General features: G+C 63.0%; 28 protein-coding genes. 12 read left to right on the plus strand and 16 right to left on the minus strand.

Going from position 1 to position 24,529, the window contains the following annotated elements; translation table 11 throughout:
• The coding region (locus tag BMZ25_RS18465) for a zincin-like metallopeptidase domain-containing protein (protein ID WP_268874233.1) at nt 1–519 on the plus strand (519 nt) is incomplete at its 5' end.
• Nucleotides 520–710: 191 nt separating this feature from the next.
• On the opposite strand, the gene BMZ25_RS20565 is transcribed toward BMZ25_RS18465, so the two are convergent.
• Together BMZ25_RS20565 and BMZ25_RS18475 are read right to left on the minus strand one after the other, a co-directional pair.
• Nucleotides 711–1,145 carry a hypothetical protein gene (locus BMZ25_RS20565; RefSeq protein WP_143071565.1) on the minus strand — a complete coding sequence of 145 codons (435 nt, stop codon included), beginning with the start codon at nt 1,143–1,145 and terminating at the stop codon, nt 711–713.
• Nucleotides 1,120–1,311 carry a hypothetical protein gene (locus BMZ25_RS18475; RefSeq protein ID WP_092696136.1) on the minus strand — a complete coding sequence of 64 codons (192 nt, stop codon included), beginning with the start codon at nt 1,309–1,311 and terminating at the stop codon, nt 1,120–1,122. Before BMZ25_RS18475 ends, BMZ25_RS20565 begins: the two co-directional genes overlap by 26 nt.
• A gap of 211 nt (nt 1,312–1,522) precedes the next feature.
• Here BMZ25_RS18475 and BMZ25_RS18480 point away from each other — a divergent pair, with 211 nt between their 5' ends.
• Both BMZ25_RS18480 and BMZ25_RS18485 read left to right on the plus strand, forming a co-directional pair.
• On the plus strand, nt 1,523–3,100 hold the full coding sequence (locus BMZ25_RS18480) for an RcgA family putative transporter (RefSeq protein WP_092696137.1): 1,578 nt from the start codon (nt 1,523–1,525) through the stop codon (nt 3,098–3,100).
• The gene (locus tag BMZ25_RS18485; protein ID WP_092696138.1) at nt 3,090–4,091 is read left to right on the plus strand and encodes an alpha/beta hydrolase family protein; all 1,002 of its coding nucleotides are present in this window, start codon (nt 3,090–3,092) and stop codon (nt 4,089–4,091) included. The genes BMZ25_RS18480 and BMZ25_RS18485 overlap by 11 nt, the downstream gene beginning before the upstream one ends.
• A gap of 79 nt (nt 4,092–4,170) precedes the next feature.
• On the opposite strand, the gene BMZ25_RS20570 is transcribed toward BMZ25_RS18485, so the two are convergent.
• Nucleotides 4,171–4,896 carry a hypothetical protein gene (locus BMZ25_RS20570; RefSeq protein WP_143071566.1) on the minus strand — a complete coding sequence of 242 codons (726 nt, stop codon included), beginning with the start codon at nt 4,894–4,896 and terminating at the stop codon, nt 4,171–4,173.
• Complete coding sequence (locus BMZ25_RS20575; RefSeq protein ID WP_177190533.1) at nt 4,893–5,585, minus strand: AAA family ATPase; 693 nt, start codon at nt 5,583–5,585, stop codon at nt 4,893–4,895. Before BMZ25_RS20575 ends, BMZ25_RS20570 begins: the two co-directional genes overlap by 4 nt.
• Before the next feature lie 989 nt (nt 5,586–6,574).
• Here BMZ25_RS20575 and BMZ25_RS20980 point away from each other — a divergent pair.
• From BMZ25_RS20980 to BMZ25_RS20985, 4 genes are all read left to right on the plus strand, one after another.
• Entirely contained in the window at nt 6,575–6,946 is a 372-nt protein-coding gene (locus BMZ25_RS20980; protein ID WP_177190534.1) for a plasmid mobilization relaxosome protein MobC, read from the plus strand.
• Entirely contained in the window at nt 6,933–8,720 is a 1,788-nt protein-coding gene (locus BMZ25_RS18505) for a relaxase/mobilization nuclease domain-containing protein (protein ID WP_092696142.1), read from the plus strand. Before BMZ25_RS20980 ends, BMZ25_RS18505 begins: the two co-directional genes overlap by 14 nt.
• Nucleotides 8,713–10,845, plus strand: a complete 2,133-nt coding sequence (locus tag BMZ25_RS18510; RefSeq protein WP_092696143.1) for a type IV secretory system conjugative DNA transfer family protein — start codon at nt 8,713–8,715, stop codon at nt 10,843–10,845. The genes BMZ25_RS18505 and BMZ25_RS18510 overlap by 8 nt, the downstream gene beginning before the upstream one ends.
• A 242-nt stretch (nt 10,846–11,087) precedes the next feature.
• Nucleotides 11,088–11,243 (plus strand): hypothetical protein, encoded by a 156-nt coding sequence (locus BMZ25_RS20985; protein ID WP_177190535.1) that lies wholly within the window; start codon nt 11,088–11,090, stop codon nt 11,241–11,243.
• Nucleotides 11,244–11,335: 92 nt separating this feature from the next.
• Here BMZ25_RS20985 and BMZ25_RS18515 read toward each other — a convergent pair whose 3' ends face one another.
• From BMZ25_RS18515 to BMZ25_RS18535, 5 genes are all read right to left on the minus strand, one after another.
• Nucleotides 11,336–12,319 carry a cytochrome c oxidase assembly protein gene (locus BMZ25_RS18515; protein ID WP_092696144.1) on the minus strand — a complete coding sequence of 328 codons (984 nt, stop codon included), beginning with the start codon at nt 12,317–12,319 and terminating at the stop codon, nt 11,336–11,338.
• Between the two features lie 339 nt (nt 12,320–12,658).
• Nucleotides 12,659–12,826 carry a hypothetical protein gene (locus tag BMZ25_RS20990; protein ID WP_092696145.1) on the minus strand — a complete coding sequence of 56 codons (168 nt, stop codon included), beginning with the start codon at nt 12,824–12,826 and terminating at the stop codon, nt 12,659–12,661.
• Nucleotides 12,823–14,397: an apolipoprotein N-acyltransferase gene (gene lnt, locus BMZ25_RS18525; protein ID WP_092696146.1), complete on the minus strand. Its 1,575-nt coding sequence runs from the start codon at nt 14,395–14,397 to the stop codon at nt 12,823–12,825. The genes BMZ25_RS20990 and lnt overlap by 4 nt, the downstream gene beginning before the upstream one ends.
• 11 nt (nt 14,398–14,408) lie before the next feature.
• Nucleotides 14,409–14,894, minus strand: coding sequence for a signal peptidase II (lspA, locus tag BMZ25_RS18530; protein WP_092696147.1), 486 nt, complete (start codon nt 14,892–14,894; stop codon nt 14,409–14,411).
• Nucleotides 14,895–14,899: 5 nt separating this feature from the next.
• Complete coding sequence (locus BMZ25_RS18535) at nt 14,900–15,682, minus strand: ZIP family metal transporter (protein ID WP_092696148.1); 783 nt, start codon at nt 15,680–15,682, stop codon at nt 14,900–14,902.
• Nucleotides 15,683–15,912: 230 nt separating this feature from the next.
• On the opposite strand from BMZ25_RS18535, the gene BMZ25_RS18540 reads away from it, so the two are divergent.
• Nucleotides 15,913–16,584, plus strand: a complete 672-nt coding sequence (locus BMZ25_RS18540; RefSeq protein ID WP_092696149.1) for a L,D-transpeptidase — start codon at nt 15,913–15,915, stop codon at nt 16,582–16,584.
• Between the two features lie 454 nt (nt 16,585–17,038).
• On the opposite strand, the gene BMZ25_RS18550 is transcribed toward BMZ25_RS18540, so the two are convergent.
• From BMZ25_RS18550 to BMZ25_RS18580, 7 genes are all read right to left on the minus strand, one after another.
• Nucleotides 17,039–17,494 carry a DUF411 domain-containing protein gene (locus BMZ25_RS18550; protein WP_092696151.1) on the minus strand — a complete coding sequence of 152 codons (456 nt, stop codon included), beginning with the start codon at nt 17,492–17,494 and terminating at the stop codon, nt 17,039–17,041.
• 3 nt (nt 17,495–17,497) lie between these two features.
• The gene (locus BMZ25_RS18555) at nt 17,498–18,871 is read right to left on the minus strand and encodes a M23 family metallopeptidase (protein ID WP_092696152.1); all 1,374 of its coding nucleotides are present in this window, start codon (nt 18,869–18,871) and stop codon (nt 17,498–17,500) included.
• Nucleotides 18,868–19,497 carry an SCO family protein gene (locus BMZ25_RS18560; protein WP_092696153.1) on the minus strand — a complete coding sequence of 210 codons (630 nt, stop codon included), beginning with the start codon at nt 19,495–19,497 and terminating at the stop codon, nt 18,868–18,870. The genes BMZ25_RS18555 and BMZ25_RS18560 overlap by 4 nt, the downstream gene beginning before the upstream one ends.
• Nucleotides 19,497–19,925 (minus strand): copper chaperone PCu(A)C, encoded by a 429-nt coding sequence (locus tag BMZ25_RS18565; RefSeq protein WP_235859942.1) that lies wholly within the window; start codon nt 19,923–19,925, stop codon nt 19,497–19,499. The genes BMZ25_RS18560 and BMZ25_RS18565 overlap by 1 nt, the downstream gene beginning before the upstream one ends.
• A 75-nt stretch (nt 19,926–20,000) precedes the next feature.
• Nucleotides 20,001–20,660: a DsbA family protein gene (locus BMZ25_RS18570; RefSeq protein WP_092696155.1), complete on the minus strand. Its 660-nt coding sequence runs from the start codon at nt 20,658–20,660 to the stop codon at nt 20,001–20,003.
• On the minus strand, nt 20,657–21,082 hold the full coding sequence (locus BMZ25_RS18575; protein WP_092696156.1) for a disulfide bond formation protein B: 426 nt from the start codon (nt 21,080–21,082) through the stop codon (nt 20,657–20,659). The genes BMZ25_RS18570 and BMZ25_RS18575 overlap by 4 nt, the downstream gene beginning before the upstream one ends.
• Nucleotides 21,079–21,687, minus strand: a complete 609-nt coding sequence (locus BMZ25_RS18580; protein ID WP_092696157.1) for an SCO family protein — start codon at nt 21,685–21,687, stop codon at nt 21,079–21,081. Before BMZ25_RS18580 ends, BMZ25_RS18575 begins: the two co-directional genes overlap by 4 nt.
• A 175-nt stretch (nt 21,688–21,862) precedes the next feature.
• Between BMZ25_RS18580 and BMZ25_RS18585 the strand changes: the two genes are divergently transcribed.
• The 4 genes from BMZ25_RS18585 (at nt 21,863) to BMZ25_RS18600 (ending at nt 24,475) form a co-directional block, all read left to right on the plus strand.
• On the plus strand, nt 21,863–22,291 hold the full coding sequence (locus tag BMZ25_RS18585; protein ID WP_092696158.1) for a MerR family transcriptional regulator: 429 nt from the start codon (nt 21,863–21,865) through the stop codon (nt 22,289–22,291).
• Between the two features lie 3 nt (nt 22,292–22,294).
• Nucleotides 22,295–22,621 carry a YnfA family protein gene (locus BMZ25_RS18590; protein ID WP_092696159.1) on the plus strand — a complete coding sequence of 109 codons (327 nt, stop codon included), beginning with the start codon at nt 22,295–22,297 and terminating at the stop codon, nt 22,619–22,621.
• 76 nt (nt 22,622–22,697) lie between these two features.
• On the plus strand, nt 22,698–23,432 hold the full coding sequence (locus tag BMZ25_RS18595) for a cytochrome c biogenesis CcdA family protein (protein WP_092696160.1): 735 nt from the start codon (nt 22,698–22,700) through the stop codon (nt 23,430–23,432).
• Nucleotides 23,433–23,530: 98 nt separating this feature from the next.
• Nucleotides 23,531–24,475: a cation diffusion facilitator family transporter gene (locus BMZ25_RS18600; RefSeq protein WP_092696190.1), complete on the plus strand. Its 945-nt coding sequence runs from the start codon at nt 23,531–23,533 to the stop codon at nt 24,473–24,475.
• The last annotated feature ends 54 nt before the right edge of the window (nt 24,476–24,529 follow it).

Consider the following 24,529-nt stretch of genomic DNA (forward strand, 5'->3'; position numbering starts at 1 on the left):
ATCGAGGGCTTGGCCGATGAGTTCTATATCCGGCCCGAACCGCCGCGCGACCGTGGCACCGAGGCCGCCCCCGAGCTCGAGGCTTTCTTTGCCCGCTCCGGTGCGACCATCGAGACGAGCGACCAGCCGCGCGCCTACTACGACCTCCGCCGAGACGTGATCCACATGCCGCCGATTGGCACGTTCCACGCCGCGCAAGGCTACTACGGGACGCTCGCCCACGAGCTGACCCACTGGACCGGGGCCGACAAGCGGTTGGAACGCTTCAAGCGGTTCAATGACCGGAAAGCCTACGCCTTCGAGGAATTGGTCGCGGAGATCGGCGCTTGCATGTTGGGCGTGCAGATCGGTGTTGAACCCGAGTTCGACCAGTCCGCCGCGTATGTCGAAGGCTGGCTGCAAGCCATGAAGGACGACAAGCGCGCGATCTTCCGAGCTGCGTCCGAGGCTCAGAAGGCCGTGGACTACATTACCGAAAAGGCGAGCCGCGAAGCACCCGCCGCGCAGGTGGCCGCATAGGCGGTCCCTCCCGCCGCTTGATGCAGCCGGCGCGGCCCTCCGGGGCCGCGCTTTTTCATGCCCGCGTCAGGCTAGGCGGGATTGAGGAAGGAGCCGCCCTTGAAATGAACGGGGCGGGGCAGGTCTCGCGCCCCGCCCCGCCCCGCCCCGTCCCGGCGCTATCGCGCCGATGGCCGCTTTCGCGGCCGCGATCAGTTGCAGGTGAAGTTCTGGCCCTCGCCCGTCTCGATCCTTCGGGCGCTGCCCTTCATCGTCAGTTCGAGCGTGTCATGCCCGCGCAGGCCATCGAGCAGCGCCCCCCAAGTCTCGGCTGCAACAACCCGCTTGGCGATGCGCCCGCGCTCCGCTTGCACGTTGATCACCGTCTCATCGGGAAATGCGATCTGCACTGGCCCGCTGAAATCGTCATCGGCCCCGAGCTGCACCATGAGGGCGCTTTCCGGTTGATCGCCGTAGACCTTGTTCGGGTCGCACACCAAGGAGAGGACCGCGCCGCCGGAGGCAACGCGGTAGAGATCGACGCCACGTTCGAAGTCATGCTGCCAGGCGCTCGCCGGAGCTGCGCCAAGCAGTCCGAGCCAAGTTGCCAGCCCGAGCGCGCTACACCTTTTCAAGACGCCTAGCATCGAAGGTCTCCAATTCCTCGAACACGAAATCAGTCACAGGTTCATTGAACCAAGCGTGCTGACGTTCACCCGTGTTCCACTCGTAGAGGTAGCCAACATGCTCGCGAGCCTCGCGGGTCATAATTTTCCCGACAACCTCTCCGTGTGTCTTTTTTGTCTTCGCCATTTTGCGGCCTCCGTCGTGGTGAGGCGGCGGGGTCTTACTGCCCTCCTTCCGCCGGTGGCCTCCCTGGCGCAACCGTGACCGGCCGCGCTGGCGGTAATGAGCGTGGGATCGCCACTACCTTGCCTGCACCTTGGATGCCTTTTGACCACCCACTAGATCACGTCCTACTACGAAGCGATCGAACCAGAACGAAATATAGCCGCATAGACCCTTGATTAAGAACGGCAAATATTTTGTCCCCCCGGATGGCGGCGATGACGATTTCAAGACGCTTTTCGCCCGTGTCGCGGCCGAGGGCATCGGGCGCCCCGTCGATAACGACGGCTGCCCGCAGGGGCCGTGGACACCCGAGCTGCTGACTCAGGCCATTTCGCAGCTCGATGCCAACCACGCTGGGATCGAGCTGCGGACGGTTCAGCTCTGGTTCGAGGACAACGAGAAGGGGATTAGCACCGCCAACATTCGGTGGCTTGCCAGGGTGCTAGGTTGCAACGACCCGGAGGGTGCGAGTGCATGGCAAGTCGCGTTGAGCAAGTCGCAGACCCGGCTGACCGCCCGGCGGCGCGCGCGTCGTAAGAAGGACGCCCCCCGCGAGACAGAGAAGGATGATCGCTCGCCGGAGGATGCCCCGACACCGGCGCGAGGCGAAGATCCCCGACACGGCTTCAGCCTTGCGCGCGTCTCGGAAGGGATTTTCAGTCGAGGATCGCCCCTAAACCTGCCCGCCTCCGTCTTCGCTGGAGCCGTCGCGCTTCAATTCGTCTCCTACTTCCTGGCGATCCACGACATCACATACGTTCGCGAGGACGGCATCACCAAGCAGGTCGGCTTCCTTTGGGCTCCGAACTGGACCTTCCTCTTCATCGTCTTCATGCCTCTCTTCTTCGCATTCGTGGTCGATCAGGTTACGAGCTGGAAGAATGGGGGCCGCTGCGCGCTGCTGTCACATATTCCCGAACACGCCCGCCCCGACGACTGGATGCAGCGGGTCGAGGCATCGTCCTACACCTATTGGGCCGTCTTTCTGCTCTGCACCGGGTTCGCGGGCGTCTTCCAGTGGGTCAGCGTCCGCCTGCTGCCGGTGCTCAACGGTGGCGGTGACTACGCGATAGACTGGGGCTCGCTCGCCCTCGCCCGCCCCGACGAGATCGGGATCATTGAGCAAGTCGCGTTCACCGGGGCCGCATATTTCTATATGTGCCTGTGTTTCTACCTGTTCATCGCGGGCCTGATCCTACTTTCGACGGTGGCCGAAGACTACGCGCAGATCGGCAAGACCTTGGATCGGCAACCGAACATCGCACCAACGCACGAGGCCCAGGCGGCCGGATCGAGGATCATGCGTGGGATCTTCCGGGCCACGGTGGCCGGGTTCCTCGTCGCCATGTGCATGAAACTAGAGAGCCTTTATGTCGTCACCGCTGCGCCGAGCGTCTGGCATTGGATCTTCTTGGACGCCGCTTCGATCACAACCCGCTTCGGAGACCCGGTCGATTGGGGCGACTACAGTATGCCGACCCACTTCACGAGCCTCCTGGTCGCGCTCATAGTCGGCGCAATGTATCTCTACGGCGCCATCCGCGTCGGCCTTACCACGCCCTTCCACGTGCCGTTGGCGAGAACGACGATTGCCGTGCTGTTTCTCGCTTTCGTCTACTTGCTGGTGGGCGTGGTCACTGGCTTCTCGCTCATGCTGGCGCTCGCCATAGTCGTCTCCGTCTACGGTTTCTTCGATCCCGGCTTCGGCATTCGTTACAGGAGGCAGGAGGCCCGTCAGCATGTTTCATAGGTGGCTGGACCGCTGGGATGAGCGCCGCACTCGGCGCAGCGATGATGTGAAGGAGGTGGCGGGGCTGGACCTCCGCGCTGACCTCGCATTTCCCGCATCCGAGGGCGCCACCACCACAGCCGAGTTTGGCGCGCTGGCGGCCGAGGCCGTCGCGGACTCGGCCTCTTTCTACGGGCTGGATGACGCGCCCCCCGCCGCGAGCTGGGAAGACGGTTGGCTCAGCTTTCCATCGAGCCTTTTCACCGAGACACCCGAGAACAACACGGTTCGAGCCAAGGTGACAGAAGCCGGTTCATCCGATCATGCCCTGATTGTCTTCCATCACTGGAACGCCACTTCGCGCAACGCCCAGCTCGCCCGCTTCTTCGCATGGCGCGGTTTCACCGTTGTTGAGATCGCCATGCCCTATCACCTTGAACGCAGCCGCCCCGGCTCTTCGCACGCCGACTACATGCTTAGCCCCAACCTCGGCCGCACGATCCACGCGATGCGCCAGGCAGTGCTAGATGGGCGGCAGCTCACCGCCATCTTGCAGCGGCGCGGATATGCAAAGGTCTCGGTCCTCGGGATCAGCTTGGGGTCTTGGGTGGCTGGCCTAATCGCCGCGCACGAGCCCGCGGTCGCGAAAACTACCCTGTTTCTCACCGCCGGAAGCCTTGCCGATATGGTCTGGACCGGCAGCGCCACGCGCCACATTCGCGCGAGCCTTGAAGGCGAGATCGAGCTTGCCGAGCTGCGCCGCGCTTGGGCGCCGCTCAGCCTTGAGAGTTACGCAGACAAGCTGGCCCGGCCCGGTCTTGAGCTGCAAATGGTGCTGGCAGAGCGGGACAAGGTAGTCCTGCCCTCTCTATCGGAGAGTCTGGTTTCCGAGCTGGATCGCTCCGGCGCCCGGTCGCGGGTCAAGCGGATGAACTGCGGGCACTACTCGCTCACCCTGCCCCCTTACATCATCAGTGCCGGTCTAAGCGCTGCGCGGTTCCTGAACCGCTAGCCCCCCGGCCTACTCCATCATCTTTCTCAAAATATCCTTGGGGGAGCGCCGTAGGCGCGGGGGCTGAAAGCCCCCTACCCTACTTCGTTTTGCGCTTCTTCACGTCTGCGATGATCGCGTCCAGCTCTGACCAGAACAGCGGCTCAAACTGCCCGCGCAGCATCTCGTTGTCCGATTTTAGGCCCAGCGGGTTCATCGACTCATGGAGCTTTTCGAGCACCGGCTGACTAACCTGCTTCGTTGTCGTGTAGCGGTGCGTTGAGCCCATCCGTTCCACATTGGGCGCGGCCTCGAACTCCGCTTTCGGTTCAAACTGCGCCAGGGCGCGACGACCGGCCAGTTTCACCATGTCCATGATCGAGACTGCTTCGGACTGAACAGCTTCGAGCGCCGCGCGGTGATCTTCCTTCGGGTAGGCGGTCAACGCGACTTTCTTCATCGGCGCAGGCTCCTTGTTTTTTGCTTGCCGCCTCGTGCGCGTCCTTGAGACGTTGGACGGTGCCGCTGGCGACGGACTCTCCGCTGCGGGTTTTTGACGCGGTTGCGGTGTTGGTGCCTTCGCTTGTGGTTCCTGAGCGGGCTTCTCGTCACTGGCCGTCGCGGCGGCTTGCGGGGTCTCTGCCTTTGGCACCTCGGTTGTCTTGGGCTCTTGCGAAGCCTGCGCCTCCGGCGCGGCTTTCGGTTCGCTCTTCGTGGGTTCCGAGGCGGGTTTCGGCTGCGCTTCGTAGTGCCCGCCGAACCCTTGAGAACGGTCTACATTCGGACGGCGGATTTGGGGTTTCTTGCGACGATATTCGCTGCTCATCGGGACGCCTCAATCTGCTCAAGGATCGTGCGCGCTTCGCGCAGTGCATCAAGGTAGTACCGTGCGTGGCCCCGCATGAGTGCGTTCGGGTCATTCCGGCGCTTCTCTGCCAGTTCGTGCATCGGTCCTTCGCGGTCTACGTCGCCGTGCTGAGCCCGGTCGAGGAACATTTCGTCAATGACCGGGAAGGCTTCTAATGCGGCCTGCGCCGCAAGGACCATGGATTTCGGCGGCTTCGAGGGCATCCGGGTCAGCACGACCGAAAACGGCGGCATCAGTGACGCGTCATCTGCGGCCTCACACGCGCGTAGATAGTAATCGTAGGTGTCGCGCGTCATCCTCAGATCGGTTTCACTTGGCATCATGGGGCAGATCAGGAAATTGCTTTGTTCGACCAGAAGGTCGGCCCACATGCCCCCTGCTCCAAGCGTATCGATGAACGCGTAGTCGAAGCTTTGCTCGGCCTCATCGAGCATCGCTTCGAGCGCATTCGGATCATCAAGTTCTTTCACTGTCAGCCCCGGCGTTTCGCGGCCCAGGTCTTGGTGCCAGCGGAACAGCGCCTTTTGAGGGTCGGCGTCGATGACCAGTGTTTCGTGCCCGTTGGACACGGCTGCGTCGGCCACCGCCCGCATGAGCGTCGTCTTTCCGCTGCCGCCTTTTCTCGAAAGCGCCGTGATGACTTTCATCAGAATTCGTCCTCTCATCTGCTCGTTGCGGCCTGCGGCCTGCCATTTGTGGTTTGAGGTTTGCGGTGTGCGGCCCGCTTTGTGCGACGCTCGGTTTGCAATCTGCCGATTGCGGTCTGCGGTGTCAATATTGCAGCTTGCGGTATGCGGCTGGTGGTATGCGGTGCGTCGTATGTGGCGTGCGGTATGCAATCTGCGGCGTATTGTGGTCGGTTTTCGGTGCGCGGTGCGCGGTGCGCGGTGCGCGGTACGCGGTGCGCGGTACGCGGTGCGCGGTGCGCGGTGCGCGGTGTGCTTAATGCGGTGTGCGGTGTGCGGTGTGCGATATCGTATACTGCGGTGCGCGGTCAGCAGTTTGCGGTCTGGGATTCGCGGTGTGCGGTGTGTGGTCTGCGGTTTGTGGCCTGCTGTTCTCGGCCTGCCGTCTGTGCGGCGCCTTCGAGGTAGATTCTGGCCGTGACGCGCAGAGGGCAGGGGAGGGCGAGTGACGGCAATGACCTTGAGATCGCCTGTGTGGGCCGCTGAGTGGCGTTCCGGGCTGCGCGCGGACAACCCCCGCCGGAACACCCCGTGGCGCGCTCTGAGGGCGTTTTTAGCGCGGCCACCTTATCTGTGATTTCGGTGGCTTGGTCTCGCCCGATGGGCTCGACATTCGCGGGCCGATCGCCCGCTCAAGCGGAAGACGCCCCAAGTCGTTCAGTGGAAGCTTGCGCTTCCGTTGATCGGTGGGGCGTGAGGCTCTAATGGGGGGAGAAGATAGCAAGAAATAGAGGCGTTAACTTCACATGACTCGCACACGCCGACTTCTCCCCCAAGAGCGATTTTCTATCGCTCGCGAATACGAAAAAGGCGTGTCCGCAAAGGCACTTGCGGTGCGGCACGGCGTTTCGACGCGAACGATCCACTACACCGTTCGATCTGTCCGAGACGCGAAGACGGAGAACCAGACCAGGACCCGCACAATCGGCGCTCGGGTGACGGAAGACGAGTTGGCAGCGTTCGATCAAGTCTTGAAACGCTACGGCATCGAGAGCCGAAACGATGGGTTGCGAGCATTGATGCACGCAGCAGACGGTCTTTTCGTCACCGACGGCGAGCTGAAAGACGAGCTGCACAGCCATCGTGTCGCCCTGAACCGCATCGGGAACAACATCAGCCAGATCGCCAAGCGACTGAATGAGGCAAAGCTGAAAGGCTTGAAGCCGCCGATCCATCAAGACGACGTGGCGCAAATTCGGAGCCTCGCCGGCATGGTCATGACCTTTGGCGATCAGCTTCAAGGGATGATCCTACAGCGCCGCAATGGCCTAGCGCTTCGCGTTTCAGGTGCTCTAAGGGCGTTCGGTTATGGCTCGCAGTGATGCCGTTTCGGCTGTATCCGGCAAGCTGTTTCGCGACGGGTGGAGCAAGATCAGGGGCGGGGCAGGTGCCCAGGCCCGCCGTCAAAAGCAGCTCGCGCGCGCCGCTCGGGGCCACTCGCCCGCGATCTTCAAGCCGGTGAAAGAAGGCGGGTGCCGCACGCGCTCTCAGCTCTCGGGCCAGTTAAGCTACGTCGGCACCAAGGCATCGCACATCATCGACAGCCGGGGGGTCCATGATGGAGGCGGGCCTCTTACCGAGGAACAGATTAACGATATTGCAGATCGTTTCTCCGGCAACTGGAACGAGCGATTCAGCCCTAAGCTCGGCCATACCACGCATATGATTATGGCTTTTCCCATTGGCACTAAGGGGGAAGACGTTCGCGATATGGCCGGTGAGGTCTGCGAACAATTTTTCATGCAAGAGGGGCAACAATTTGACTATATTGTAGCTATCCACGAGGATCGTGCTCACCCTCATGCCCACGTCATCCTCAACCGCCGGTCTGTCGAAGGGGAGCTGTTTTATCTCGGGCGCGATCATCACTTCAACTACGACGCCTTCCGCGAGGCTATGGTCCAAGCGGGAGAGCGCCATGGGGTCAGGTTGGAAGCTAGCCGCCGCGTGGATCGCGGCGTTGCGACCTACAGCCCCAACAAGAGCGAAGTCTATCGCGCCAAGGAAGAGGGCAGGGAGCCGCAAGCGCGTGAGCGCGTCGGTTCTGATCTTGAAGGGGCCTTGGCCGACATTGCCAGCACGGCGGAGCTTTATCGGTCCCTCGCAGTCGAAGCGACGGCCGAGAACCGAGAGGACGTTGCGAACGCCCTGAACCGCGCCGCCGCATTGCTTGGACGTGGCGAGCCCCTAGAGCCTGATGGAGAAAATTACATGGCCGAGACACAAACCTTCGATGAGCTTCGGAGTGAATTTTCCGACCTCGCGACACAGGCGGAGGCAAAAGCTCAGACGTTGGCACCTGACCGCCGCGCTTCCTTCGAGCGCGAGCTGTCCGACATCTACGCCAGCGTATCGCGCTCCGAGACCTATAAGAACGCGCCGACCGAGACCGGCATTTACGCCGAAAGCAACATCAACCGGGAGGCTCTAGGCCGTCTCGAGGACGCAGACACACGGGCACAAATCGAGAGCGCACTTGAGGGGACTGGCATTTCGGCGGATGCCGTCGTGGCCCGCGTTGAAGCGGGGGCCAACAGCGAAGCTCTTGAGCGCCAGTGGCTCACCGAAGACATACGGCAGATCGCAGAGCATGACGGTTTGGACCTGTCTCGTACCGAGGATCAGGAAAGGGCCGTGGACCGGCTCGACGCCGTTCATGTCCAGCTTGGCGAAGCCCTTCATGATGCCGATGTGCTCAGGGATTCCGGCCTCAGTGACGTGGACGACGAGCTAGTCGAGCAGGGGGATGCCGCTTCGACCACGGCCTCTGTCCTCGCCGCGATGCGCCAGGACAGCGCCAGCGATCCGTTCGCCAGCGACAACGAGCGGGACGCTTACCGCGCCGAGATCGAATCCCGGCTCGACGAGGGTCAGATCGAGGATCTTCGCAACGGCAGCGACGAGGCGCTGGCCGACGTCTCTGATGACCGGCTCGACCGCCTCTATGCGGCGAAAGCTTACCTGCAAACCGACGCGGCCACCGCCGAGGGCGAGGTCATTCAGGAGATCAACAACGAGATCGCGAACGAAGAAGTCGATGCCGCGCGGCTTCGTCACTCCGCGACGGACACGGAGAAAGGGCAGACCCATGGGTAAGGGCAAATTCGCCGGAGCCGTTCTCAGCCTGACACTGGTGGGTGCGGCCATCGGCTATGTGATCGCGACCGCCTTCCTGACGTTCCGCTATTCGGGCGTCTCGGCCGACGTGGATTTTCTCATGCTCGCCCGAGACTACACGAGCATGGCGTCGAGTCGCCCGGAAGACTTCACCATCGTCAACCTCATCATCGGCGGCTTCGGAGCCGCCGGTCTTCTTTTGAGCGTCGTTCTAGCAGGGGAGGCCCTGACAAAATTCGGTGAAACCCACTGGCAAACCGCGCGCGAGATGAAGCGCAACGGCTTCTTCGGCTCTGTCGGGACCGGCTTCATCCTTGGCAAGATGGGGAAGCCAGGAAGCCGCGCGAACCTCATCACGTCGAAGGTCTTTCCGCACGCCTTGATCGTCGCTCCGACGGGCCGAGGGAAGACGACCGGCTTCACCATTCCGAACATGCTGACCTTCAAGGGCAGCGCCGTGGTCCTGGACGTGAAGGGGGAGATTTTCGACGCGACCGCACGTCATAGGGCAGGGGAGGGCGATAAGGTCTACCGCTTCGCGCCGACCGACTGGCAGAACAACCGAACGCACCGCTACAACCCGCTTAAGCGCATCTACGAGCTGGAAAACCCCAACCAGCAGCAAATGGAGCTGCAACTGTTGGCCTCGCTTTTCCTGCAAAGCGACAACGACCGTATGCAGGGGCTCTTGAAGGGCGGCATCGACCTGTTCGTCGCGGCCGGACTCCTTGCCTTCGAGCGCAAGAGACCGACCCTTGGCGAGATATACCGGATCACCGCGTCTGGCGGTGACAAGCAGAAGGAATACAACGCGCGCCGCCTTGAGGTTCAAAACCCTGCGGCCCGGTTAATCTTCGAGCGCATGGCTTCGACCAACAACGATACGCTCACGTCCTACGTCTCGCTCCTGATGACCTCCGGTCTCGACCAATGGAGCAACCCGGCGATCGACCATGCCACTGCGGATTCTGATTTCGACTTTCGCACGATCCGCAAGCAGCCGTTTACGGTGTATCTCGTGGTGGCCCCGTTGATGGTGAAGCCGCTGGCTTCCCTGATCCGCCTCTTCTTTTCCGACCTGATCGCCTCGCTACAGGACCGTCAGCCAGGCAAGGACGAACCGTGGCCGGTGATGATTATGCTGGACGAGTTCAACCGCCTCGGGAAGATGCCTATCGTGGTCGATAGCATTGAGACCCTGCGTTCGTATCGCGGCCACCTCGCTATCGTGACGCAGACGATCCCGGCGCTCGATGAAATCTACGGCGAGAACACGCGGCGGTCCCTACAAGGCAACGCCGGCGTGAAGCTCTACCTCACGCCTTCCGACGAGAAGACCGTCGAGGAATTGAGCAGCGCCGTCGGCAAGACGACCAAGCGTGTTGTCACCCGATCACGCGCCGTTGGCCGAAACCCCTTCGAGGGGCGCAGCACGTCCGAGCGCACCGAGGAAGCACCGCTTCTGACCGAGGACCAGGTGCGGCGTATGTCGCTCGATGATATTGTCATGGTCATAGACGCCCAAATGCCGGTGCGCGCCAAGCGCATCCAGTATTTCAAGGACTCCTTCTTCAAGGGTCTCTACGAGGCGCAGAGCGGCGACTATCCACTCCCTAAAGAGGGCGTCGTCTCCGTTGGTCCGGCCGAAGCCAACCAGCCCAACCCGTCTCCATCCGAAACGCCCGACGAGGCCGTGGAGCCCGAGGCTAGTAGCGACCAAGAGAACAGCAGCCTTCAATCGGACGAGAGCGACCAAGGGCACGCTGCCCCAGAGTTGCCGGGCCCCGAGCCCGAAGAAGAGGTGCCAGCGGAACCTTCCAGCTCCCAACCGGATTCCGCCACGTCCGAAGAGAGCATGACGATCAAAAAGGCCACGGAGACTGAATCGCCGGAAGGTCGGACGATCCGCCCCGGCAGGCGGCGGCGCTCCCGTTCTGTCAGCGATCAGCAGATGGCCTTCGATCTTTCCACGCAGACGGAGCTACCCTTGGGCGGCCAGGGCGAGAGCGAAGCCGACCGCGACACCTTAGAGCAAGGCGTTAGCAGTCTTCATGCGTTGCTCAACCGTGAAAATGACGGCGAGAATTTACGCGCGGCCGAGTAATCGCGGCCACGCCTTGCACCAAAAAAGGCCCGCCGAAGTCCAGCCCTTTGCATTTCGTGGTGCAAATGGGGCTAAGGGCTCGGAGCGCAATGTCCGCTCCGAGCCCGTTGCGGAAGTGCCAAGTTCTCGCTGTGTGCGTTGGCGGAAGCATGCATGCTGTGCTGCGGCATCTTTCCACGCCGCGCCACACTCACAAATGCGGTCGTTCGTGATTAGCGCAGTGAAGTCTTCGGATCGCCTTGATGTGTGGCGCGATCGCGGCCGATGTGGGCGTTTCGCTGCTGGTCGTCGCCAATGCCTTGCGGCTGCTACGCGCGACGTCGGAGGCCCCGACACCGAAAGATGGCAAAAGAGTGGGCGATCGAATGGCCGAGTACGCGCTCGCGCATGGCCACTGAGGTCGGCGAGTGTGGAGCGGACACGCCCGCATTCCATCATCCGGGGGGGCAAGTGACGGTTGGCTCGCGAGACACGGCAAGCCTTCATGCCTTCACCCAAGTGACGCCACGGTGATCGCCGTCACCATGACGACGACGAACATCGAAAGCGCCGCCACTGCCAGCGTACGGCCTAGGTCACGGTTGGGCCGCGTAACCTTGAGCCGAAGTTCTTGGGCAGTTTCGGGAAATTCGAGAGCGGCCGAGTTCGACTGCTGCATCAACGTATGACGCGCGTTCCAGCGGCGTTCCTCGGCCCGGTTCCAGCCGTTGAACACCAGAACGATGGCGACGATCATGACCATCGAGGACGGCACCCAGATCGTGTAGCCCCCGATGGTCTCATCTGTCAGCGGTGTGAAGCCGGCGCCCGGGTCTGTCGCGCCGTAGAGCACGACTTCTTTCAGTGTCATCAGCGACCCCAGCAGGATATTCGAGACGATGACGACGATCCCGCAGAGCAGTCGCGCGCCACGTCGCATCCCCTCGGGCGGATCGCGCGGATCGAGCAGCAACGTGAAGAACCAGAGCCCCGCCGCGGCCATGCCGAGATGCGCCGCCAACTCGACGGACGGGACTCGCTGCGCAAGACCGAATACAACCGGCACTTGCCAGACGTAGAGGGCAGCGACGAGCAGAGCGGCTGCGCTCCATGGGCTTCGCAAGGCGCGCACGAGCGGTTGGCGCGACAGAGCGGCGATCTGCTGTCGCAAATTCCGCGGCACTCCCGCAGTCCAGACGCCCCATGGCTGCGCGACGACGATCAGCAGAGGCCCGAGAAGGCGCACAAGAAGGTGATTGATCTGATGGACGGAAAAGAGCGAGTGACCGAGTGGCGAAAGCGGCGCATTGAAGGCCAGCAGCAGGCACCCGAGACCGGCGAAGAAGAGCCCGGCTTGCCAGGGAGCAGGTTGCGGGCGAAGGCGCCTCGGCCGCGCGAGACCTCGCATGTAGAGCCCAGCCAGCGCGGCGATCACGAGAAGCGATACCGGAGAAAGCTGCGCCCCGAGGGGATCGAAGGAGAGCATGTTCGTCATCTACGCATCACCGGAGCCTTGTCGTCCCTGCGCGACACCATCGGCGCACCGGCACGGCTCGGGTCACTGCGGCGGAGCGCCTCGGACATAGGCCTGAATTTTGCCTTACCGATTGGTGGCAGGCGATCGAGCTTGGAACGATGACCATCGACGCGCCATAGCTGACGGACGGACCGCTGCACGCGGCATTGGCATGTTGTCGGGCTCGGTCTCAGGCATTGTCGAAAGTCGCCCTTCTGTTGCTTGCTTTAGTCGATGGTGTGGCACCACGACGGGCCGCGCCTTGCAAGGCAAGCCGCCCGCGACAAATGATGGCGGCATCGGTCTGGCATTGCGCGCTCATGCGGCGATACGTTCGAGAAAGACCGTCCCGATGAGCGCGAGCAGCCCGAAGGCCAGGGCGAAACCCGTGGCGTAGTGTGCGATGTCCAGCCGGTTTCCACCACGTTTCTTTGCCAGTCGGGCGCCCCATCCGGCACCACCGACGAATGCTGCGATCATGATCATTCGGACCTCCTTGAGATGAGACGGTGAAAACCGTTTCGCCGTGATGCAGACCGATCCAGTCCGAGCGCAAGCAGCCACACGGCGATGCCGAGAGGCGGAAGCACCCAGTCACCCGCGCGGGCGTAGAGCGTGGCAGGCAAAGCCGCAGGCAAGCTGGCATCGATGATCCCCGTCTTTTCCAGCCCGAGCGCCCGGATGACGGTCCCGTTCGCGTCGATCACCGCCGAGATGCCTGTATTCGCGGCGCGGATCACGGGCAGCCCTTCCTCGACGGCGCGCATCCGCGCCGAAGCGAGGTGCTGCTCGGGGCCGATGGACGTCCCGAACCAGGCATCGTTGGTGGCGTTGAAGATCCAGTCCGGCCGGATCGCGTCGTCCACGACATGGCCAGGAAAGATGATCTCGTAGCAAATCGCGGCAGCCAGGAGCGGCAAACCCGGGACCGCGAGCGTTTGAGTCCCGGGTCCGGGCGCGAAGTCACCAAGCCCCTCGGTCAGCCGGTCCATCGGCAACCAGTCCCCGAATGGAACATATTCGCCAAAGGGCACGAGGTGATGCTTGGCGTAGCCTGTGAGGATTGTGCCAGACCCGTCGTAAGCCTGGATCGTGTTGAAGTAGCGCGGCTCCGCCCCCCGCGCGGTCCGGTCGGGGGCGCCGGTGAGCAGAACCCTTCCGCCTCGAAGAGCTTTTGCTATGCGGCGTTTCGCATCCTCGTTCTCGTCCAGAAAGCCCGGATAGGCCGTCTCCGGCCATAGCAGGGCGTCGACGGGTTCGCCTTGCGCGGAAAGCCGGAGGTATCGCGAAAGCGTGGCAGGGGCGCTTCCTGGCGCCCACTTGGTTCGCTGCGGCACGTTGCCCTGCACGATGCGCAGCGAGATGCCGGTGGATTCCGGCATCGGCCGGGAAATGCGAGCCTGACCCGAGACCCAGAGGCCACCGACGACGAGCGCGAAGAACAGGAGCGTCAGCCAGCGGGATGCACCTCTCGCGAGGATCGCGTGTGCCGGAAGCACGCTGGCGAGGATAACGAGGAAGCTCAGACCATAGCTGCCAAGCCACGCGGCGGGTTGGCGGAGCGCATCGAAATCCGCCAGCGCATAGGCTGCAAGGTTCCACGGAAAGCCCGTCAAGACGTGCCCGCGTAGCCATTCCGCACCGGCCCAGCACGCCGCAAACAGGAATGCCGCGACCACACCGCCAACAAGCCGACGTCGACGAAGGAGGACGAACAGGGTCATAGCTAGGGCCGGAAAGAGCGCAAGGAGCGCGCTGAGCCCGGCAACGGCGGGGATCGCGAGCGCGCCGAAACGTTCGGCTTCTATCTGGAAGCTTTCGGCGATCCATGACAGCCCGAAGCCGAAATAGCCCAGGCCGAAAAGCCATCCCATCGCGCCGGCTACCAAGGGGATGCGGTCCCGCACTAGCAAAAACAATGCGCCGTAGGCGGCGGGAACGAGTGCGAGGATCGAAAAGGGAGGCAGCGTCAAAACCGCTGCAGCACCCGCCATGAAAGCCCCGACGCCATGTGACAGAACCGCATGACGGATGATGTGTTTTGAACCAACCCGCATGAGACGTCCGATCAAGGGGCCGCGTTCTTCCGCCGGTCGTGGCGACGGGGCCAGAACAGAAGCACCACCACGCCGCAGAAGATCGCGGTATCGGCGAGGTTGAAGGCGGGCCAGTGCGTCTCACCGATGTAGAAGTCGAGAAAGTCTGTCACGCCGCCGAACCGCACCCTATCCGCCACGTTGCCAAGCGCGCCGCCGAGGATGAGCCCGTATCCCACGGCATCACTTGACCGTTCAGCCCGGAATGCGAGGACCGCAAGCCACGCGGCGATGACCAAGGCGAGCGCCACCAGCATGAAGGGGGACACGTCGCTGAGCATGCCGAAGCTGACACCGGAGTTGCGATGAAGGACGAGGTTGAAGCCGGGGAAGACGCCGAGACCGCCGGCAAGGGCTTCGGCATTGGCGCTGGCCAGCGCCTTCGTTGCCTGATCGGTTACGAATGCCGCAACAGCGATGCAGCCTGCAACAGCTGAGGCAAAGGTGGGACGCTTCATTGCTCTCATCCCAGCCAGACGTCTAGGAACAGCATCAGGACCAGACCGACGGCCAAGCCAAGCGTCGCACGGTTCTGATGCCCGCTGCGATGCGTTTCGGGAATGATCTCGTGGCTGATGACGTAGAGCATCGCACCCGCGGCGAAGGCGAGACCCCAAGGCAGGAGCGGTTGTGACAACGTGATGATTCCGGCGCCGAGAAGCCCGCCGATCGGCTCGACGAGACCAGTCAGGGCGGCGATGCCCCATGCACGGAACTTCGGGTAACCCTCGCCGAGGAGCGACACGGCAACCGCCAGACCCTCGGGCGCGTTCTGCAGCCCGATGCCGATCGCGAGCGGCAGGCCGCCGGATAGACCGTCCGCACCGAAGCCCACGCCGACGGCAAGGCCTTCAGGGAAATTGTGGATTGTGATCGCGATGATGAAAAGCCAGACGCGCCTGAGCGACGCGGCTTCTGGTCCCTCTCGCCCCGTCCTGAAGTGCTCGTGCGGCAAGCGCTCGTTCATCAGCGCAACCGCCCCCATGCCGAGCAGGATCGAGGTGCAGACGATCAGCGCCGGCATGGCGCCACTCTCGAACATCGGCTCGGCCGCATCGAGCGCAGGAATGATCAGTGAGAAGAACGACGCCGCCAGCATCACTCCAGCTGCAAAGCCGAGCGCCATGTCCCGCGTGGCACGCGACGGGATTTGGCCGAAAAGCACCGGGACCGCCCCGACAGCGGTCATTAGACCGGCGGCGAGGCTGCCGAGCAAGCCGAGCGCGATCGGGGACAGCTCGATCATGGTCGCTCCTGAAAAAACACTGAAATCGAATGAGGTGGCAAGTCGCGCATCCCGCGGCCCCGCAATCCCTGCGCGGCGGAACAGTCCGTGAAGCGATGCTCGGCTGTGACCTGCTGCGATGTCACACCCATGTGACCGAACAAGACATTCAGTGGCATCTTGTCTATTCTCACCAACGGCTTCCCAGGAAGCTCTGAACAACCAAAGACTCCCGGGAGCGACCTTTCGCAATGCTGAGCAGACGCCATTTCATCACAACGACCGCCGCGATGTTCTCCGCACCGGTCGCTGGCCCCCTTCTTGCAAGCACTTGGCCGACGGAGGCGCAGAAGGCCGCCTGGGACGCGCAGGTGACGCCGGCGAACTACGACCCGGCCACGACGAACCCCTGGGGTCTGCACCCGCGACTGCTGCCGCAGCGAGTCGAGGCGCGGCCCGGTCTCGTGCCCGGCGACATCCATGTCGATGCCACCGCACGCTATCTCTACCATATCGAGCCCGGCGGTACGGCGATGCGGTACGGCGTGGCCATCGGTGAGGGTGGGCTCTACGAGCCGGGCACCTACACGATCCGCCGGAAGGTGAGGTGGCCGCACTGGACGCCGACGCAGAACATGATCCGCCGAGAGCCGGAAGCCTACGCGCAGTATGAGGACGGGATGGAACCTGGCCCCGAGAACGCGCTCGGGTCGCGCGCGCTCTATCTCTATGTCGGTGAGCGCGACACCTACCTTCGGATCCACGGCACACCCCACCCGCGCTCGATCGGCTCCCGCGCGAGCTCGGGGTGCGTGCGCATGGTGATGCCCCACATCAACGACCTCTACGAGCAGGTCGAAACCGGCGTGACAGCCGTCCTCTATCCGGCTGAAAACGACGGCCCCGTGACGGCGCATAGCTGATCGCCTCGCGCGCCCACACGCACCGCTTTTCGCGAAAGGCGGTTGCGCTAGGCTGCCACTGTCTCCCACGCACCTCCCAGTCCACGGGGGCTGAAGGCACCAACGGCCATTTAAGGTCGCGTGCCATGAGGGTGTTAAGCACATGCCGTCAGCTCGTAGCCTGCGCCGTACGCGCAGTGCAGATCGGGCCCCCTTCCGGCGTTCGGAGCGGCAGCATCGTTGTCTCGACCGGCCCGACATGGCGGTACCAGTAACAGCCGTCCTCTGGCCGAAGTACTACGGTTTGCACATTCTGATATGGGGCGGCCATGGCGCTCAATTGAGCCATCACGTCCTCCGAGATCGCTGCCTCCGGTTCGGCAGTCTGGACCACCGGAACGGTGCAGGCTCCGAGCACAAGCAGGCCCGCGAACAGAAGGGTTACCTTGCCGGTGGTGTGCGCTTGCGGCATTGATCAGTTTCCATTGTAGCTTGCGAAGACCTCAGTCGAGCCGTCATCGCGGATAAGAAAGACGTCGTAGGCTTCGCGTCGCTGGCCGAAATCCATGCCGGGGGAACCGAGAGGCATCTCCGGTACGGCCAGGCCGACGGCTTCGGGACGTTCCTCCAGAAGGCGGCGAATGTCGCTCCCCGGCACGTGTCCCTCGATCACGTAGCCGTCGACGAGCGCCGTGTGGCAGGATACCAACGGTTGCGGCACGGCGTTGTCGAGCTTGAAGCGCACGAGCGCGCCTCCGAACATGTCCTGCCCGGTCGGCGCGAAGCCGTTCTCTTTCAGATGCTCCATCCAGGCGATGCAGCAGCCACAGCCGTTGGTCTTGCGCACGTCAATTGGAGTCGCTTTTGCCAAAACCTCGGCGGCAGGAAGAAGGGCGATGGCGGTTGTCACCGCGGTGAGCAGCTTTCTCATGGGTCAGAGCCTTTCCGTAGTGTTGGATGCAAGATCGCTGGCGAGCGCGTCCTCCAAGCGCGCACGCGCCTCAGTTAGCCGGTCCAGGCCTGCGTCGCCCTGCGCTTCGCCCTCGATGGCTTCCGACAGGCGCTTGTCAGAAAGTGGATCGGTCGGGCGGCCGTCCACGCGCACCTCGTAGTGCAAATTCGGCCCCGTCGCCGTTCCAGTCGCACCAACCCGGCCGATCGTGTCGCCCGCCGCGATCCGCTGACCTTCAGCGAGGCTATCGGGAACGGCGCTCAGATGTGCATAGCGTGTCATGGTTTCCGTCCCGTGAGCGATCTCGACGACGCGCCCGTAGCCGCCCCTACGCCCGATAAAGGCGATGCGCCCCGGCGCCGTCGCGCGCACTGACGTTCCGCGCGGCGCCGCGAAATCGACGCCGGTATGCATGCGCACATTGCCGTAGATGGGGTGCTTTCGCCGACCAAAGACGGAGCTAAGTCGAGCCCCCTTCACGGGCTCAGCGAAGACGCGAACCACTTCGCCGTTGAGGTACATCGTGGCGCGACCCGTGCCGTCCTCGGGCCAGACAACCTCGTAGAGTGCGTCCCCCAAATCGAGCGAAGCGAAGGCGATCTTGGGTTGTCCTATGGTATCGCCTTCGACACGCGCCTCGCGCCACAGAAGGCGAAGGGTCTCTCCCCCGCCGAGGTCACGGCGGAAATCCACCGTACCTCCCAACATCTGCGCCAGATCGACTGCGAAACGCGGCGGTATCCCGGAGTCTTCTAGCGCGGCGAAGATCGAACTCTCTATCCTGGTCGTTCCGGCCAACACCACGATCTCGGGCTCGGGAGACACGACGCGGGTCGAGAGCGTATCGCCGAACGTCGCTTCGACCCGCACGCCCTCGTCCACATCGAGCGCCACGCGGCGTGGACTGCCATTGGCAGACATCTCGACTGTCAGAACGTGGCCAGGACGCAGGCGCCGCAGATCGTATTCTGCGGAGAGCGCCAGCGACGTCTCCGCGCGGTCCGGCCCGGTGAGGCCGGCTTCGGCGAGTAGACCGTCGAGCGTATCCCCAGAGGCGATTTCACGAGACCATACGGCGGGGGGCGACTTGATCACAGGCAAGGGATCACTGGTCGTCGGTGCAGCTGAAAGAGCCGGAGATGGAGCACTGGTAGGCGAAGCTGAAACCGCGGACACAACGTGGGGCGCCACCAGGTTCGCCTCCACAGGCGATGTTAAAGGCTCGGGACGCCAGCGGCCAGCCTCAGCCATACCCGGTGGCACCGGCTCGTTTACCGCCGCACTGGACAATGCAAGAGCCGTTACCGAGACGCCGCCCGCCATCGCCAATCCGGCCGCCCAATATCTCAACCTCATGTTGCCCCCTCTGCGTCTTTTTCGTTCATTGCACGACGGATCTTCGGCAACGCGAATTCTCTCGGTTCGTGGTAGTCGATAGTGGTCACGAAGCGTCCCTGGGCGTCGAACAGGAAGACGCTCGCCGTGTGGTTCATGGTGTAGTCGCCGCTTTCAGTCGGGACCTTTTCGTAGGTCGCGCGGAAGCCCTCGACCGCCAGAGCAATCTGCTGCTCCGGGCCGGTCCAGCCACGGATCGCCGGATGGAAATAGCCGACGTACTCCGCCATCGCATCGACATTGTCCCGCTCCGGATCGACGGTGATGAAGACAACGTTCAGTTGTTCAGCATCCCCTTCCAAGGCGTCCAGCCAGCCGGAAATGTCTGCAAGCGTCGTCGGGCATACATCTGGACAGTAAGTGAAGCCGAAGAAGACCATTGAGGGCGACCCAACCAGCGTATCCGGCTCGACCGAACGTCCTTCGTGATCGGTGAGTTCGAACTCCATCACGGTGAGCGGCAACGGCCGTCCGTCGTCCGGTACAGGCGCTCCGGGGCCGTCGACCTGCCACCAGCCAACGAATAGAGTGAGCGCGAGCGCACCGAGCGCCGCGGCACCGTAGCCGAGAACCGATCTGCTCTGCATCAATCCTCCGGCCCGCGCGCTGCGATCCCGAGGATCGGCACCTCGACCGTCGTCTCGCCGCCATCGGAGAATGTGAGCGTCATCGAAAAGCTCTCGCCCTCTTCCATTGGGCGCTGAAGCTGCATCAGCATGGCGTGCAGCCCGCCGGGTTCAAGCGCGATGGTCTCGCCAGGTGCGATGACGATATCGCCCGCCGGAGACATCGAGCTCACGCCCTGCTCATCGGTCGCGGTCCGGTGAACCTCGGGCCTCATGGCGAGGTCCGTCAGGAGGCCGGTCAGCATGACCGGCTCGTCGCCCGCATTGTGGACTTCCATATAAGCTGCGCCGGGGCGGGAGGTGCCGATCGAGGCCCGCGCCCAGGCGTTTTCGACGACGACATCGGCGGAGCCGGCCATTGCCGACGTCGCAAGCATGAACGGCAGCATCAGGACTGAGCACGTGGCGTGGATGGTGTATTTCATTGCAGCTCCTTCTCGATTCTCGATTGCGCGCCCGTCGGATCAGATTCCGGCGGCCTCCACTTCCGACGCGACCAGCGCCCGGAGTTGCGCCTCTCCGAATGGATCGAGCGGCTTGCCGTTGACGAAGAAGGTCGGCGTCCCGCTCACGCCGACGGTCTCGACGTCTGCTCGGTCCTGGTTGAGTATGCCGATGACGTCAGGAGCCATCATCTGCGTCTCTGCGGCTTCAGCATCTAGACCCGCCGTGGCGGCGACCTCGAGGATCAGCCCCGGTTCCGGCGCGCCATGCGACGCCCAGCGTGGTTGCTCGCGCAGGATGGCCTCCAAAACGGGCTCATAGACACCCTGCATCCGGGCGGCTTCCAGGACGCGAATGGCCTCTTCCGAGGCTTCCCCATGGAACGGGGTGTAGCGGATCGCGAGACGGACGGCATCGCCATGCTCAGCCATGATGTCCTTCACCACGGGATAGAAGGCACGGCAGGCCTCGCAGGCCGGATCGAAGAACTCGACGATGGTGACCGGCGCCTCTTCCGGTCCCAGAACCGGCGAATAGGGGCGCAGTAGGGCCTCCGCCTGTTCCGCCGGAACCGACGCGGTCTGCGCTACTGGCGCGGGACGGGTGGCGAACCAGGCAGCGAGCGCGAAGCCGGCGAGGGCAAGCACCAGGACTGACAGGACGAGTGATTTTCGGTTCATGAATGTGGTTCCTTCAAGGAAAATGCCGACAGCCCGGCGACCAGCACGAAGGCGATGAGCGACAGAAACGGGATCGGGATGCCGAGAACCAACTGGTTGTCGTCGGTACAGGAAGGACCGGTCGCTGTGCATGGCTGGATCGGTTCGGGAACGAGACCGACGTAGAGACCCGAGTGCCAGAGCGCGATCGCTGCTCCGCCAAGGCCGAGAGCCATGCCGTAACGCCCGATCCGGCGGTCCTGCCACCACAGCCCGAGACCCAGAACGACGGCCAGCGGGAACATGAACGCGCGCTGGTACCAACACAGAAGGCACGGCATCTGACCCAGCACCTCGCCGATGAACAGGACGGCGAGCGATGCAGCCAGCGCCACGATCCATGCAGCGGCGAGTGCTGTATCGGCGGAAACTCTCGGCTTCATCTGGTGATCCGTTTACGCAGATCGGCGAGGATCTCCTCGGCTGGCGTCCCATAGCTCCAGGTTGTGACGAGGTCCGCATCCGGGCCGAACAGGAACAGGTGTGACGTGTGGCTCATCGTGTAGCCGTCTGGCGCCGAGGCCTCCTCGATTTTCTCGTAGAAGATGGGGAAGTTCTCGGCCGTTCGTTCGATCTGGTCGGGCGTTCCGGTCAGGCCGAGAATGCCAGCATTAAAAACCGGCACATAGTCGGCAAGGTTCTCCGGCGTGTCGCGCTCCGGGTCGATCGAGATGAAGAGCGGCTGAACCTGCTCCGCGTTCTCCCCTAGACCGTCCATGACCGCGGCAACCTCGGAAAGGGTGGTCGGGCAGATGTCCGGGCAATTGGCGAAGCCGAAGAAGATCAGCATCCACTGGCCCGCAAAATCCTCCTGGGTGCGGACCATCCCGCTGTGATCGGTCAGCTCGAAATTCGCTCGGAAAACGGGTTCCGTCTCGGTGCGTGCACGATCGGCACGATAATCCGCCCAGAGAAGAAGCCAGACCAATGCCAGCGCTGCAACGCCCACCGAGGCCCAAAGTACTTTTCGAAGGAATGTCAGCGTCACGTAAACCGCCTGCCTGCCGTTTTTGATAACGGCGCGGATACATCCTCTAGCCACTAGAGGTTCAACTCCTTTCACCGCGGCTGCCGCACTTTGTCACATGCATGTGAAAGCCATGGCGTCGTTGCCAAAGCGGCCGATCGAATCTACCACGACTGTACGTTTGATGGAGGCGTAGATGCTCACGATCGGCAACTTGGCGAAGAAGACCGGCACCAAGGTGCAGACCATCCGCTACTACGAGCAGATCGAACTTATGCCCGAGCCGGGCCGGACCGAAGGCGGGCAGCGGCGCTATGGCGATGCCGAGCTCGACCGGCTGTCCTTCATCCGCCATTCGCGCCAGCTTGGCTTTTCGCTCGATGCCATTCGAGAACTCCTGGACCTCGGCGACCATCCCAACCGGCCCTGCCATGAGGCCGATGCGATCGCGCGGCGGCAATTGAAGCAGGTGGAGCGGCGGATCGCTCGGCTCGAGGCGCTGCGCACGGAGCTGAATCGGATGGTGCATGAATGCAGCGGCGGGCGGACGGCCGATTGCCGCGTGCTCGAGGTTCTGCGCGATCACGCCGCATGCTTGACCGACCACGACGGGATCGGGGCGTGAGGCATGGGCGCGGCGATCGCCTATCCTCTGGCCGCGTTGGCCGAGATCGCCGGTTGCTTCGCGATCTGGGCATGGTGGCGCCTCGGGACCTCGCCGCTCTGGTTGGCCCCGGGTCTTCTTGCGCTTGCGCTCTTCGGGTGGTTACTCGCCCAAGTCGAGGCCACCGCGGCGGGGCGCGCTTTTGCGGCCTACGGGGGCGTCTATATCGCGGCCTCGGTTCTCTGGATGTGGCTGGTCGAGGGACAGCGGCCAGACAGGTGGGATGTGATTGGCACCGCGATCTGCCTTGTCGGGGCAGCGATCATCTTGGCGGCGCCGCGCCAAGTCTAGGAAATTCTCTTGAAGCTAAACCCGTCGTAGCCCTTAAAAGCCCGTTCGACTGAGGTGCAGGAAAGGCGGCAACTGAATGTTCGAAATCTCCGGTGTGGGAATCATCGCAGCCTTTTTGGGCGGGACGGTCTCGTTTCTGTCACCCTGCGTTCTGCCACTGGCTCCAGGATATGTCTCCTATATCGCGGGGCAACCTGCTCTGGCATCGGGAACGGCGACAGCCATCGGCGACCGGGTGCGCAGTGTGATCCTGAGCCTCTGGTTCGTGCTCGGGTTTTCCACGGTCTTCGTGGCGCTCGGGGCCGGGGCAAACCTTTTGGGCGGAATGCTGCTCCGCTGGAAATACGAACTGGGTCTTGCGGGGGGCGCTCTAATCGTACTTTTCGGGCTGGTGATGATGGGGGCGATCCGGGTCCCCGCGATGATGCGCGACACAAGGCCCGATGTCGCAACGAAAGGCGGCAACGCGGTGGGGGCTTATCTTCTGGGTCTCGCCTTTGCCTTTGGTTGGACGCCCTGCATCGGGCCAGTGCTCGGCTCGATCCTCGCGGTGAGCACGGCATCGGGCGCGGATGGCGTGGCGCTTCTGGCCATCTATTCCGTGGGTCTGGGCGTGCCGTTCCTGCTGATCGCGCTCTTTACCAATGAAATCGCGGGCAAACTCAAACGGATCGGCGCGACAGGCCGGTGGCTCTATCGCATTGCGGGCGGGCTGATGGTGCTGATGGGGCTCGGCGTGATGACCGGCCAGATCAACCGTCTTGCCTTTTGGTTGCTCGAAACCTTCCCGGTCCTTGGCAGCATCGGATAGCCGAAGGCCCAATGTCTCGGTCGGAAGTAGTTAAAGGCATTGAAGCTACAGCCACTATAGCAACTAAATTGCTCCTCGACCGATTCGAGGAGCTTTCCGTGCCGCACGATCATAGCCATGCTCATATCGACCCAAAATCCGGCGACCGCCGCGTGTCTGTCGCGATCTGGGCGAACGGACTTCTGACCGTCGCGCAGATCGTCGGCGGGGTCCTTTCGGGCAGCCTGGCGCTGATCGCTGACGCGCTACACAATTTCTCGGACATGGCGTCGCTTGTGATCGCCTTCGCCGCGCGCAAAATCGCGCGGCGACCGGCGGATGAGCGCATGACCTTTGGCTACGGCCGGATCGAGATCGTCGCCGCGCTGATCAACTACACCACGCTTATTCTGATAGGTTTCTACCTGATCTACGAGGGCGGCATGCGGATGATCAACCCATCAGAGGTCCAAGGCTGGACGGTCGTGATCCTGGGCGGTGTCGCACTGGTCGTGGACACCCTTACCGCGCTGCTGACCTATTCCATGCAAAAGGGCAGCGTGAACATTCGCGCCTTGTTCCTGCACAACCTCTCCGATGCGCTCGCGTCGGTCGCTGTGATCGTCGGCGGATCGCTCATCATCCTCTACGACATGCGTTGGGTGGACCCGGCGATCACGATCGGGATCGCTCTCTACATTCTATATCTAGCCTTCACCGAGATAGGCGGCCCGATCCGAACGCTGATGCTGGGCAGCCCGCCTGACCTCGATTGCGAGAGTGTCATAGACGCTATGCGCGGCGCAGAGGGGGTGGCCGACGTCCACCACGTCCATCTGTGGCAGATGCAGGAGCACGAAGTCGCACTCGATTGCCATGTCGTGCTGACGGGGAAAGGCTGGGCGAGCATCGAGTCAACCAAGCAACGCATCAAGGACACGCTACGGGACCGGTTCGGCATTGCTCATTCGAGCCTCGAGTTCGAGCACGAAGATTGTGCCCATGAGGATGCCGATCTCTATGGGCACGGCACGGCTAGCGAAGATGTCGGGCATTCGCACTGACGCGTCGCCGGCGCCGGTCGACGGAACCGAACATTAGAGTTGCCGAAATGAGTG

This window comes from Tranquillimonas rosea, assembly GCF_900111315.1.
In the GTDB taxonomy this organism is placed as follows: Bacteria; Pseudomonadota; Alphaproteobacteria; order Rhodobacterales; family Rhodobacteraceae; genus Tranquillimonas; species Tranquillimonas rosea.